This is a genomic window from Vibrio sp. B183 (assembly GCF_000740665.1).
Lineage (GTDB): Bacteria > Pseudomonadota > Gammaproteobacteria > Enterobacterales > Vibrionaceae > Vibrio > Vibrio coralliilyticus.
Genome location: NZ_JPQB01000006.1, coordinates 135709 through 149637 on the forward strand (window position 1 = coordinate 135709; position 13929 = coordinate 149637).

Sequence of the window (13929 nt, forward strand, 5' to 3'; positions counted from 1 at the left end):
GGAAGCATTATGTCTGCATATCAGAAAGAATACCTTTGGGCACAGGAAAACCCACAGCAATTTTGGAAAGCGCAAGCCGAGCAATTGGACTGGTTTGAGCAACCTAAGACCATTTTGCAAAAGGATGAAAACGGTATTGAACGTTGGTTCCCTGATGGTGTGCTTAACACTTGTTGGCTTGCACTCGATTACCACTGTGAACAAGGAAGAGGAGAGACAACAGCTTTGATCTATGACTCTCCTGTCACCGGTAACAAGCAAAAGTACACATACAAAGAGCTCAGAGACCAGGTCGCTAAGATCGCAGGGATGCTAGCAGAGCAAGGAGTGGAGAAAGGCGATCGGGTTGTTATCTACATGCCAATGATTCCAGAAGCCGCAATGGCGATGTTGGCATGTGCACGATTAGGGGCCATTCATTCTGTGGTATTTGGGGGCTTTGCCCCAAACGAGCTTGCGGTACGGATAGAAGATGCTGAGCCAAAAGTTATCATGACAGCGTCTTGTGGTATCGAGATCAATAAAGTCATCCCTTATAAACCTATGGTTGATAAAGCAGTTATGGATAGCCGTTGGAAACCAGAAAAGGTTTTGGTATTACAACGCCCACAGTGTGAGGCTGAATTAAGTCAGGCGCGAGACGTGGATTGGATGCAAGCGTATAACAATGCTTTACCTCACGCGTGCGTACCGATTCTGGCCACTGACCCTCTCTATATTCTTTACACCTCAGGAACAACCGGAAAACCGAAAGGAGTCGTGCGTGACAACGGAGGTCACGCTGTCGCGATGAAGTACTCAATGAGTGCCATTTACAACGTTCCTCAGGATGGTGTTTATTGGGCGGCTTCTGATGTGGGTTGGGTAGTCGGGCATTCTTATATCGTCTATGCGCCGCTCATTCATGGCTGCACAACGATTTTGTTTGAAGGCAAGCCCGTGAGAACGCCAAACCCAGGCGCCTTTTGGCGCGTGTGTGAAGAGTATAAGGTCGATGTATTGTTCTCTGCGCCAACTGCTTTTCGTGCCATCAAGAAAGAAGACCCAGACGGTGAGTACCTCAAGCAATATGACCTGTCGAATCTAAAAACCATCTTTATGGCGGGGGAACGTTTAGACCCTCCAACCTTGGAGTGGGTAGAAAGTAAAACCGTCAAACCGGTTGTAGACCATTGGTGGCAAACGGAGACAGGTTGGGCAATTGCGGGTAACCCAACGGGGATTGAGTTGATGCCTATTAAAGCAGGTTCAGCGACTAAACCCATCCCCGGTTATCTGGTTGAAATATTGGATGAGCTAGGTGAGCCTGTCGCGCCGAATAAACAAGGTTTTGTTGCGTTGAAACGCCCATTACCACCCAGCTGTTTACCTACCGTGTGGCGCAACCACGACCGATTCGAATCGGGATATCTGAGCCAGTTCCCAGGCTACTATGTGTCAGGTGATGGTGGTTACCTAGACGAAGACGGCTACTTATTTATTATGGGCCGTATCGATGATGTGATTAATGTCGCCGGACATCGATTGTCGACCGGCGAAATGGAAGAAATTGTTGGTGGCCATCCGGCTATCGCGGAATGTGCGGTTGTTGGTGTGCATGATGACTTAAAAGGTCAGCTACCATTAGGGTTTGTGGTGCTAAAAGACGGTGTCAAAGTCGATGACTTACAGCTTGAAGGTGAGCTCGTGGGCAAGGTACGCGATGAAATAGGTGCAGTTGCCTGCTTTAAGCATGCGCTGGTCGTTGAGCGTTTACCGAAAACACGTTCGGGCAAAATACTTCGCAAGACCATTCGACAAATAGCCGATGGTGAAAAGTATACTGTTCCTTCAACCATCGATGATCCGACGAGTCTAGAAGAAATTCAGAAAGCCCTCGAATCATAGTTGAGACGCCGTTCCATAATAATTAATTAGCCCCTTCTTTAAGGGGCTTTTTTGTTGATAAATTTTTATGTTCGACTCACACTGTGGTTTTATTTGCGACATCAAAATAAATATGCACAAATTAGAAATTAGAGTCGCTCAAGCGCAGGACTTAGAATCGCTCAATGACATGATGTTCAGGCTGCACGACGAACATCATCAGCAATGCTCTGAACACTTTAAAACTGCGGAAGATATAGAGCAGGAAAAGAGCATCGCTCGATACTTAGATGACCCAGAATGTATTGTACTAATTGCTTTTGAAGATCAACGGATTGTTGGTTTTGTATCTGGCCATTTTTGCGAGCTGATTTCCAGCGTGAGTAAGCCTGTGCAAATGGGAAGTATCGATGAACTTTATGTCCTTCCAGAGTGTCGTAAGTCGGGCATTGCAAAACAATTATGCAAGTCGATTGAACAGCGTTTTGATGATTATGGCGTAAAGCAGATATTTGTTGAGGTATGGAATTTCAACAGCAATGCGCTGGATTTTTATAAAGAACTGGGTTTCGAACATCACATCCATTGGCTCCGCAAACCAGTGGGTTAAACAAGAAGTAATAAATGACCATTTTTAAGCAGTTGGATCGAGTGTTTCTGTTTTTTACACTCACATTTTTCTCATCTTTGCTTTTCGCTGAGCAAAAACAGCCAGAAATAGAAGGTGCCGCCTGTGTCATCAGAGCAGATGATAAACTGGTGCTTGTTAATGAAATTTTGACTGGCAAGTCATGGTTGCCTGCAGGCAATGTGAAACGAGGCGAAAAGCCAGAATCAGCCGCACAGCGCGAAACTTGGGAAGAAACCGGGCTGGTTGTTTCAATCAATAAAGTTCTGGGTCAGAGAAACAACACGATTTATTACGATTGTATCTCTGATTCTGAAATTGTGGCATTTCACATTGACGATTCATTTGATGCACACCAGTTACCAATATGGTTTGCACCGCATTATGGTGTTGAAATTTCATCGGCAATGCTAATCTCGCCAGAGATGATCAATGCTCAGGAATATCGATTCCCAGAACAACTCAAACGGATTGCAGGGTATTTTGAGCAAGCAACCCCTCAACCTGTTCGATATGTGGATAACTTGGTTGAATCTGCGCCTACCTTTAATCAAATGGAGTTGGCTTGGTTAAATGAGTTCCGTTTGTTGCTAGATAAGCTACCGACTCATGCCGAAGCCATTATTGAAGAGCTGTTTAAGTTAAGCCTTCAACTTAACCATCCCATCATTCTGTTGGTTCTCTTCCCTTATCTTTATTGGCGGTTTGGGCGAGATTTTAGCTATAAAGTGTTTTTCGCCGTAACAATTACGTCATTGATTGTTTTACTTGCGAAACAAGGATTTCAACTCCCTCCACCACAGGTCTATCTTGCGAACAAGGCTTTGCCACAATTCTCAGGTTACAGCTTACCGAGTTTACCGTTTGCAGTATGGATGTGCGTGATCACCTTGCTAATCAATAAAATGAGAGAAAATGGGGCAGACTATCTTGCAGGTACCAGCGTGGGATTGATGACTTGGCTAGCTATTTCTAGTTTTTACACTGGGACGCACTTTATCGTCGATATGCTAAGTGGTTTGTTGATTGGTGGTCTGTGTGCCTGGCATCTGATCCGTTTGGATAACAAACGTGATGTAGAGCTAATGACATTGATACAGTCGAAAGCACTTTGGTTTGTGTTGATTGCTGCTGGCTTGGTGATGGTCTCTGTGTGGCCAATTCCGGTATTTGGTATTTGGTTAGGGATAATCGGCACGGCGTTAGGCGTGATTTACACAGCTGACGAAAATGAAAAGAGAATCACAGCAGAACTGATTATTCCAATTACCATCTCTATGGTCGCGATATATTGGTTGTTTGAGTACAGTGAAGTGTTTGTTTCTAGAAGTAGCGTTTTGTCGTTCGGATTAGACGCCGTTCGTTACCCAGTGCTTATGATTCTGTTCGTAGTCAGCGTTAGGAAATTTGCAAAAGCTGCCTAATGGCAGCTTTTATTGCTAACGCATAAGTATCATTGATTCAGTACATACTGCTCGATGACCAATGCAACGCCGTCATCATTATTGCTGGTGGTAATGTAATCAGCAATCGCTTTGGTTTGTTCCATCGCATTTTCCATTGCGACTCCAAGCCCCGCATAGCGAATCATATGGTGATCGTTTTCCGCGTCTCCCATACAAATCACTTCGTCAGCGTGGATACCAAGGTAGTCTGCAATCGCTTTGACCCCCACGCCCTTATTACTCTCAAGGTTGAGAAATTCTAGAAAGAACGGGGCGCTTTGTACAATGGTGAATTCCTGATGAAGTACATCTGGAATGGCTTTCGCTGCTTGCGTCAGTTTTGATGGTTCACCGACGATCATGGCTTTGATGATAGGGTGGTCGTCCTCCAATGAATCGAACGCCATTTCCGTAATCGGCACTTGGTTAATGTCCGATTCCAAGGTAGTAAACTCGTTATTCTCGGGTGTAATTAAGCCGTGCTCAGTACTGAATGCATGACAGTACAATCCTAGCTCTTTAGCGAGTTTCGCCACTTGTTTCGCACGTCGACCATCAATGTAGGCTTGATGAATCACTTTTCCAGAGCCAATTTCTTTCACTGTACTTCCGTTGTAGAACACCACAAATTCATTGTGTCCGTCTATGCCTAGTTCTGTCAGTTTCTCTTGCATACCTGCGAGGGGGCGGCCTGAAGCAAGAACGATTTTGACTCCCTGAGCTCGCGCTTTTTCTATGGCGGTTTTTGTTCTTTCTGAAATGGACTTGTCGCTGGTTAGCAAAGTGCCATCCATATCCAAAGCAATCAGCTTGTACATATACTTACCTAAAAGTTTTAAAGTTATCACTAAAGAAAGAAGCAGATTAAATGAGTGAATCGGAATGATCAATTTCTGATTTAGTTGACCTTCGCAGTGCAGTCATTTATGGTCTCGTTCCTGCTAAATATTGATGATGAGTTAGGCTGAGACAAAGTTGTACAAATTAAACGAAATGTTCGAAACCATTCAGGGCGAAGGTGTCTTTACTGGCGTTCCTTCGGTGTTTGTTCGTCTGCAGATATGTCCGGTAGGATGTGCTTGGTGTGATACGAAACAAACCTGGGATGCGACACCTCAAGACGAACGCCCGTTAGCGGAAGTGCTCGCGAAAACGGGAGACTCACCAACATGGTGTAGTGTGTCTGGAGATGACATTATCGAGCAGTATCGTCAACAAGGTTATCAGGCTAAGCATATTGTTATTACTGGCGGCGAGCCATGCTTTTACGATTTGCGTCCGCTGACAGAAGCATTCGAAGCGATTGGATGTCGTTGCCAAATTGAAACCAGTGGTACATCACCAGTTCTTGCGAGTGAAAATACTTGGGTGACAGTGTCACCAAAGGTGGCAATGAAAGGTAAACTGCCTGTTCTGGACTGTGCTTTACTTCGAGCAAATGAGATTAAACATCCAGTGGCGACCGATAAAGACATTGAGCAACTCGATGCTTTGATTGAGCGCGCAGGCGTGCCTGAGAGCACGACTATTGCCCTACAGCCGATCAGCCAGAAGCCACGCGCCACTCAACTATGTATTGATACTTGTATTGCGCGTAACTGGAGACTCTCTATCCAGACACACAAGTATCTAAGTATTGCGTAAGGGAAACGAAATGAAAAAAGCAGTTGTAGTATTTAGTGGTGGTCAAGATTCCACTACATGTCTCGTGCAGGCACTTAAGAATTTTGATGAAGTACATGCGATCACTTTCGATTACGGTCAGCGCCACAAGCTGGAAATTGAGGTGGCTCAAGGCCTTGCAAAAGAGCTAGGCGTTAAAGCGCATAAAGTGATGGATGTGGGCTTGCTGAACGAACTCGCCATTAGCTCATTGACTCGTGATGACATTCCGGTCTCACATGAGCTGCAGGAAAATGGTCTACCTAACTCATTCGTCCCTGGCCGTAACATTCTTTTTCTGACTCTAGCGGGTATTTACGCGTATCAAATTGGTGCTCAGGCTGTGATTACTGGCGTGTGTGAGACGGACTTCTCAGGCTATCCTGATTGCCGCAATGATTTCGTTAAAGCGATGAACAGTGCCTTGGTTCAAGGTATGGATCGCAATCTAGACATTGTTACGCCGCTGATGTGTCTAAATAAGGCGGAAACTTGGGCTCTGGCTGACCAATACGATGCACTGCAGTTGGTGAGAGAAAAAACACTGACGTGTTACAACGGCGTTATCGGTGATGGTTGTGGAGATTGCCCAGCGTGTGATTTAAGAAAAGAGGGTTTGAATGATTACATCGACAATCGAGAAGCTGTTATGGCCTCGTTAGTCAGCAAGCAAAGTAGTGAAGCGTAAAGTTTCTCTAAGATCGCTAATACAAAAACGCCCTCAAATGAGGGCGTTTTTCTAATCAGGAGTTATTAATCCAGATACATTTTCGCGAGCTCAGATGGCTCAAGCTCTTTGCCTTCTAGCTGTGCATTCCAGTTTGTTCCAACTAGAACACCATCTTCTGCTAGTGTTAGTAGCCAGTCTTCAACGAAGATATCTAGTGGAATTTCCAAAACTTCAAAATCTGACCACTCTTCCACGTTATGTGCTTGAGCGTCTTCTTTAGAAGACCAGAATGGCATGACTTCGCTGTTTTCAAATTCCGTAGAGTCGCAAGACAGCCAACCTTCTTCATTGCGAAGGCCCCAAACCAAGCTATTTGCTTTGGTTTCAGATACGAATAGCTCTAGGTTAGCTTGAATATCAGCAGTTAATTTGCTCATAGGATTTATCTCATAAGTAGAATCGCGGTTAGGGTAACACTCTTACTATGAAAGCTAAATAAAAATGGGCACATTGAGTGCCCATTCGATATGTATGAGTGGCACTTTAACGGGATTTCTTGGTGAAAATCGTCCATTCCTTTTTAAAGTTGCCTTTGTGTCCTACTACAGTCGCGACTACTTTACGGTTTTTAGCGTGAGTGATTTCATCGTCACCCAAATCATCTAGATTAGTATCTCCGAAACCGACGATCTTAATCCTTGTATGACTTACGCCGTTATTAATCAAGGCTGACTCGACTTCCTGTGCGCGCTCTTTGGAAAGCTCCATATTGTGGGTACGGTTGCCAACTTTACTCGCATACCCTTGTAGTTCGATAAACGTTGATGGGTATACCTCTAAGAAATCGGCCATTTCTCGGATTTGAGTTAGGAATACAGGTTGAATGTCACTTGAGTCATTTTCGAACAAAATGTGAAGATCCATTTCTTCTTCTGACTTAACGTATGTACCACACCCATCGTTATCAATGTTGGCACCGAGTGGAGTATCTGGGCACAAATCTCGTGCGTTGATAACACCATCTTTATCATCGTCATATAGATCTGACAGTTGATTGGCTACGGGAGTTTCACGATAGCTGTAGATATCTTCAGCATATGTAGCTGCTGAAAATGCCAGAGCGATGACTGTTGTATATATAGTCGACTTGTTCATATTAGTACTCAACCGCTTGGTTCCAATCTTTTGGAGTATCAACACGAAGTGCTGCCAGCAATCCGCCCGTTGCATTCATAACACGATACTTCGCGTATTGCTCATCGTATTTAGCATCTAAATAATCCTTACGTGCCTCAAACAACTCGTTTTCGGTGTTAAGGAGATCAAGAAGGGTACGTTTACCGAGTTTGTACTGTTTCTCGTAAGCGATAACTGTATCGGATGCCGAGTCTACGTGGTCAGCAAGAAACTCTTTTTGTTGTAAAGTAAGGTCTAGAGCGCTCCATGATAGACGCAAGCCTTCTTCAAGGCTGCGGAATGTGCGGTCGCGGAAGTCTTTAGCTTTGTTCAGTTGATACGCTGCACTTTCGGTACGGTCAGAATCTGCACCGCCGTTATACAAGTTGTAACGCATACGCAGCATTGCCGAAGACTCATTGCTACTGCCGCGTATACCTCCAGCATCATCACGCCAAATCTGGTTGGCTTCAATGGACAGCGTTGGGTAGTTTACCCCCTTCGTCTGTTCATATTGGAATCGAGCGGAGTCTACGTCTGCTTGTGCAACTTTAATCACTGGATGGTTTTTAATTGCAAGGTCAAGCGCTTCATCTACAGAAAAGGGAATCGCATTTTCATCGGCTCTTGGGAAAATGAGCCCTTGTGGAGCTTGGCCGACAATTCTTTTGAACTGAGTATGGACATCATAAAGATTGTTCTGCGCTGCAAGTAGATTACCGTGAGCTTTAGCCAAACGTGCTTCAACTTGCGATAAGTCGGCTGTTGAACCTATTCCTGACTCTACGCGCTTTTTGATGTCGTTATAGATTTCTTTATGGACTGCTAAGTTGCTTTCTGAAAGCGCCAGCACTTCATAAGCCTTGGTTGCATCTAGGTAAATATTTGTTACTTCAAGAGCGATGTCTTGTGAATCTGCGAGTAACTGGAATCGCACGGATTCCGCGTCAGCCGCGGTTCTATCCATGTCATTCAGAGTTGCTGAACCATCCCATATGAGCTGTGTCAGGCTTAATGTTGCTTCTTTCCTGGTAAGTTCATTTTCTGTTCCGGACGCTAAGTCGACTTGTTCGTAACCGACACCAGCATCGAGATCAATTGAAGGTAAGTATGCACCCGACGAAGCTTCCGCATCGTAAAGTTTGCTCATGTACTCATTGTAAGAGGCTTTAACATTTGGGTTGCTGGCTATTGTAAGAGCGACAGCTTGTTCTAAAGTTTGGCTTTGTACTGGGAATGCGAGCACAGTAGCGATGCTCAAAAGTTTAATCCGGTTCCGTTTCACTATGGGGACTCCTCGGGTACATCTTAGCGAGGGATATTACTCAATTGTTTGGTCTCATTTGTGAGAATTATCCATCTGTGACGTCAATAAAATAACACTATCTGAGAATGATGACTAACATCATTTTAGATATTGCTAACTCGGTTCGTTAACAGATTGTATTTCACAGATTATGACCAGTAAGACTGAAGCTCTGAATTACATCACAAATAAGTGCACGTAAAATATGATCTTAATCCAAATTATTCGCTCTTTATTATGCGTGTGGTTTAGTAGATATTGTTAACACTACGGACAAAAATGGTTTTGTTTAAAAAGTGGTAGATGCTAATTTATGCAGCATATGAATATGTCTTGTTTTTTTGCGTGTCACAACTTTGACATACAACCAGTAGTAAGGGATAGAGGTTCATCATGAGTGTTAGTGCTAACGTGATAATGGGCAATTTAACTAGTGGTCAGGCCTTGGTTATAGATCAACTAGGAAACATAAGAGTTCTCTCCAAAGGCGAATTGGCTAAGCCGGGTGAAGTCATTATGTCTATGGAAGAGTTGAACCCTGACTTAGCCAAGATGAAGATTGATGTAGTAGACCAAGACTCCTTATTACAGGACGTGACAGGCGAGATAGATGACATCATCGCTGCATTGGAAGAGGGCCAAGACCCAACCCAGCTTGGCGAGGACTTTGCAACTGCTGCTGGTGGGCAAACAGGCTCCAGTCTTACCACAATTGGAACCATCGTCAGGACTGGTGACGAAACCATTGCTAATACCGATTTTAATACTCAAGGCTTTGAAAGTCTGGGTATCTCTAGAACTCAGAGCTTAACGCTTTTAGACCAATATCAATCCATTCAGCAAGCTCCAACTTTTGCTACTTCAAATAGCAGCCCTCTTGCCGATGACGTATCTGTAACGACGAATGAAGATACGTCGATAAGTGGGCAGGTGAGCGCGACAGATCCAAACCCAGATGACTCCCTTACTTTTTCTATCTCTTCATCCCCTGAAAACGGGATAGTTACAATCAACCCTGTTACCGGGTTGTGGCAGTACACCCCCAATGAAAATTACGACGGCTCCGATTCGTTTGAGGTAACGGTGGATGACGGAAATGGAGGAACGGATACTGTTGTCGTTAATGTTGATGTCACCCCGATTCCGGCTATATCTGTTTCAGGAGATGCTCAGGTAGATGAAGGTAGCGATGCGACCTACACCGTAAACTTTGATAAAGCATCAAATCAACCCACAACTTTAAAACTGACTTTGTCTTTGGGCTCTGCTGAAGGTGAAGACTTGTCAGGGATGAGTGTTGAAGTATTAAGTTCCTCTAGCGACTCAGGCTCATCGCAACGCATTGTTCTTGTCGTAGGAGCTGATGGAACGGTTGAAGTGCCAGCGGGTGTTACGTCACTCCGTGTGACGGTCAACACTACTCAGGACACTACATTTGAAGGTTCAGAAGAATACCAACTCAATGTCGAGCCTGTATTCGGTTTAGTTGGAGATGGTGCTGGCAACAGGAGTGCAAGCACCGCAATCTTGGATAACACCGATAATGACTCTGATCTGCCTCAATTAACGGTCAGTAACGAATCTTCGTTTGAAGACAACACTGCCGTTTTTGATATCGCTCTGTCAAACGATGTCGATGGTGATGTTACCTATAACTTCACTTTAAATCTCGATGGTGAAACTGCTGAGGTTGCTGACTTTGCCGAAAACCCTATCAGTGTCACTTATCAGATAGCGGGTGTTACTCAAACTGCTACCGCAAACCAAGATGGCAGTTACACCATTCCGGGCAACGCAACCAACATCCAAGTCTCGGTTGAAACCGCAAATGACGAGATTTTCGAAGGAAGTGAAAGCTTTACGTTGGATGCTAATGCGAGTGCTACTGTGGGTGGTGAAAGCTTTAACCTGAGTGAGTCCGGGTCAGGCACGATCAGTGATGAACAACAGGGAGGAGGCAACGCGGATACTCCATCCTTGTCAGTGAGCTCTGAAGCTGTCGTTGAAGGCAGCACCGCTGTGTTTAATGTTACGCTGTCGAATGTTGTCGATGGTGATGTGATTTATAACTTTGCACCTAGCATAGAAGGTCAATCTGCCGAGATAGCGGACTTTGCAACGAATCCCATCAGTGTCAGCTACCAACTGGATGGCGTCACTCAGCCAACTGAAGCCAATCAGGACGGTACGTACACCATCCCTGGCAATGCAACCAATATTCAAGTCTCAGTTGAAACATTAGATGACGATATTTTTGAAGGCAGCGAAAACTTCAAACTGGATGTTAGCGCGAACGCTACCGTTGGTGATGATAGTTTTAACTTGAATGAATCAGGAACAGGCACAATTACCGATGAACAAGTGGATGGTAGCAATGTAGATACACCAACTCTTACGGTCAGTTCTGAGTCTATTGTAGAAGGCAACACGGCAGTATTTGACGTTGCGTTGTCGAATGATGTTGATGGCGATGTTACCTATAATTTCTCGTTAAATTTCAATGATCAAGCTGCGACTCTTGATGACTTTGCCGTAAATCCGCTTAATGTCAGTTATCAAGTTAATGGGCTGTCGCAGACAGCTGTAGCGAATCAAGATGGCAGCTATACCATTCCCGGTAACGCAACCAATATTCAAGTCTCTGTTGAAACTACGGATGATAGTATTTTTGAGGGCAACGAAAGCTTTACCTTAGATGTCAGTGCAAACGCTTCAACAGGCGGTGAGAGCTTTAATCTCAATGAATCCGGGGCAGGCACGATCAGCGATGAATCCGATCGCCCTGATTTGACTGTCACAGGGGCAGGTACCGTCTCCGAAGGTGAGGTGGCAACCTTCAGTATCAACCTCTCTAATCCTGTTGACCATGCGGTTACCCTCGATTTGCGTGCGAAAACCAACGGCAATGCTAATACCGCCGAAGCGGATGATATTGGCGAGATGCGTGCGTACTACCTCGACGGTGACGACAAAGTCTATCTGGATTTTGATGGCCGTGAGATTTCAGTGCCAGCGGGTGTGCAGGATATCTTTGTTGAAGTCGATACCGTAGATGACAACGCGGCGCCTGTACATGAAGGCAGCGAACGCTTCCAACTTGTAGTACGCGATGTGGATGGCGTGACCACAGACAGCAATGGCAAAGCCAAAGCGGCGGCGTTTATTGACGACAGCGGTAATGGTGCAGGGGATAACCCGGACGATGACCGTCCCGAAATTACCAGCATCTCCAGCCCAACCGTCGATGAAGGCGGTACTGCCGTCTTTGATGTGACGTTGAGCAACCCAAGTGAATTGGCCACTCCTGTCACCATGACGCTGGCCAATGGTACAGCGGAAAGTGACGACTACACCAGCAATCAAATCACCGTTAATTTTGCCGATGGCACCAGCACGGTGGTTAATGTGGTCAATGGTGAGTTCAGTTTTGATGTTCCAGCGGGCAACAGTTCTTACACCGTGTCGGTTGAGACGACGGATGACAACAACGCGCCAGTGTATGAAGGCGATGAAACCTTCACCTTAAGCGGTGCAAGCAGCAGTCAAACAGGTACAGTGAGTGGTGAAGCGACCATCCAAGATGGTGGTGAAGGCAGCGATAACGATCGCCCTGATTTAACTGTGACAGGCGCAGGTACCGTCTCCGAAGGTGAGGTGGCGACCTTCAGTATCAACCTCTCCAACCCTGTTGACCATGCCGTTACCCTTGACCTGCGTGCTAAAACCAACGGCAACGCCAATACCGCGGAAGCGGACGATATTGGTGAGATGCGTGCGTACTATCTCGATGGTGACGACAAAGTCTATCTGGACTTTGATGGTCGTGAGATTTCAGTGCCAGCGGGTGTGCAGGACATCTTTGTTGAAGTTGATACCGTAGATGACAACGCTGCGCCGGTGCACGAAGGCAGCGAACGCTTCCAGCTCGTAGTACGCGATGTGGATGGCGTGACCACAGACAGTAACGGTAAAGCGAAAGCAGCGGCGTTTATTGATGACAGCGGCAATGGTGAGGGGGATAACCCGGACGATGACCGCCCCGAAATTACCAGTATCTCCAGCCCAACCGTCGACGAAGGCGGTACGGCTGTCTTTGATGTCACGCTGAGTAACCCAAGTGAATTGGCCACTCCTGTCACCATGACGCTGGCGAATGGTACAGCGGAAAGTGACGACTACACCAGCAACCAAATCACCGTCAACTTTGCTGATGGCACCAGCACGGTGGTGAATGCGGTTAATGGTGAATTCAGTTTTGATGTCCCAGCGGGCAACAGCTCGTACACTGTTTTGGTTGAGACCACGGATGACAACGATGAGCCTGTGTATGAAGGCGATGAAACCTTCACCTTAAGCGGTGCAAGCAGCAGTCAAACAGGTACAGTGAGTGGTGAAGCGACCATTCAGGATGGTGGTGAAGGCAGCGATAACGATCGCCCTGATTTAACTGTGACAGGCGCAGGTACCGTCTCCGAAGGTGAGGTGGCGACCTTCAGTATCAATCTCTCCAATCCTGTTGACCATGCCGTTACCCTCGATTTGCGTGCCAAAACCAATGGCAATGCCAATACCGCTGAAGCGGACGATATTGGTGAGATGCGTGCGTACTATCTCGATGGCGACGACAAAGTTTATCTGGACTTTGATGGTCGCGAGATTTCGGTGCCAGCCGGTGTGCAGGACATCTTTGTCGAAGTCGACACAGTGGATGACAACGCATCGCCGGTGCACGAAGGCAGTGAACGCTTCCAGCTTGTGGTTCGTGATGTGGATGGCGTGACCACTGACAGCAATGGCAAAGCGAAAGCAGCGGCGTTTATTGACGACAGCGGCAATGGTGCTGGGGATAACCCAGACGACGATCGCCCAGACATTACCGCCATATCCAGCCCGACCGTCGATGAAGGCGGTACGGCGGTGTTTGATGTCACGCTTAGTAACCCGAGTGAATTGGCCACTCCTGTCACCATGACACTGGCGAATGGTACAGCGGAAAGTGACGACTACACCAGCAACCAAATTACCGTCAACTTTGCTGATGGCACTAGCACGGTGGTTAACGCGGTCAATGGTGAGTTCAGTTTTGATGTCCCAGCAGGCAACAGTTCTTACACCGTGTCGGTTGAGATTACTGATGACAACAACGCACCTGTGTACGAAGGCGATGAAACGTTCA

10 protein-coding genes are annotated in these 13929 nt (G+C 46.1%); 6 read left to right on the forward strand and 4 right to left on the reverse strand.

Annotated elements, in window-relative coordinates; translation table 11 throughout:
- Positions 1–9: 9 nt before the first annotated feature.
- The 3 genes from IX95_RS08800 (at position 10) to IX95_RS08810 (ending at position 3918) form a co-directional block, all read left to right on the forward strand.
- The gene (locus IX95_RS08800) at positions 10–1887 is read left to right on the forward strand and encodes a propionyl-CoA synthetase (protein WP_038158833.1); all 1878 of its coding nucleotides are present in this window, start codon (positions 10–12) and stop codon (positions 1885–1887) included.
- 112 nt (positions 1888–1999) lie between these two features.
- On the forward strand, positions 2000–2476 hold the full coding sequence (locus tag IX95_RS08805) for a GNAT family N-acetyltransferase (protein ID WP_029236349.1): 477 nt from the start codon (positions 2000–2002) through the stop codon (positions 2474–2476).
- A gap of 14 nt (positions 2477–2490) precedes the next feature.
- Positions 2491–3918 carry a bifunctional NUDIX hydrolase/phosphatase PAP2 family protein gene (locus IX95_RS08810; RefSeq protein ID WP_038158836.1) on the forward strand — a complete coding sequence of 476 codons (1428 nt, stop codon included), beginning with the start codon at positions 2491–2493 and terminating at the stop codon, positions 3916–3918.
- Between the two features lie 29 nt (positions 3919–3947).
- Here IX95_RS08810 and IX95_RS08815 read toward each other — a convergent pair whose 3' ends face one another.
- Complete coding sequence (locus IX95_RS08815) at positions 3948–4757, reverse strand: Cof-type HAD-IIB family hydrolase (protein ID WP_038158838.1); 810 nt, start codon at positions 4755–4757, stop codon at positions 3948–3950.
- Between the two features lie 175 nt (positions 4758–4932).
- Here IX95_RS08815 and queE point away from each other — a divergent pair, with 175 nt between their 5' ends.
- The gene (gene queE / locus IX95_RS08820; RefSeq protein WP_038158842.1) at positions 4933–5583 is read left to right on the forward strand and encodes a 7-carboxy-7-deazaguanine synthase QueE; all 651 of its coding nucleotides are present in this window, start codon (positions 4933–4935) and stop codon (positions 5581–5583) included.
- Positions 5584–5593: 10 nt separating this feature from the next.
- Complete coding sequence (gene queC / locus IX95_RS08825; RefSeq protein WP_038158844.1) at positions 5594–6289, forward strand: 7-cyano-7-deazaguanine synthase QueC; 696 nt, start codon at positions 5594–5596, stop codon at positions 6287–6289.
- Between the two features lie 65 nt (positions 6290–6354).
- Here the strand turns inward: queC and IX95_RS08830 are convergent, their stop codons facing one another.
- From IX95_RS08830 to IX95_RS08840, 3 genes are all read right to left on the reverse strand, one after another.
- Complete coding sequence (locus IX95_RS08830) at positions 6355–6708, reverse strand: DUF2750 domain-containing protein (RefSeq protein ID WP_019278084.1); 354 nt, start codon at positions 6706–6708, stop codon at positions 6355–6357.
- Between the two features lie 106 nt (positions 6709–6814).
- The gene (locus IX95_RS08835; RefSeq protein WP_038158847.1) at positions 6815–7426 is read right to left on the reverse strand and encodes an OmpA family protein; all 612 of its coding nucleotides are present in this window, start codon (positions 7424–7426) and stop codon (positions 6815–6817) included.
- A gap of 1 nt (position 7427) precedes the next feature.
- Entirely contained in the window at positions 7428–8732 is a 1305-nt protein-coding gene (locus IX95_RS08840; RefSeq protein ID WP_152562021.1) for a TolC family outer membrane protein, read from the reverse strand.
- A 414-nt stretch (positions 8733–9146) separates the two neighbouring features.
- Between IX95_RS08840 and IX95_RS08845 the strand changes: the two genes are divergently transcribed.
- Positions 9147–13929: Ig-like domain-containing protein (locus IX95_RS08845; protein ID WP_038158852.1), on the forward strand; the 4783-nt coding region annotated here is incomplete at its 3' end.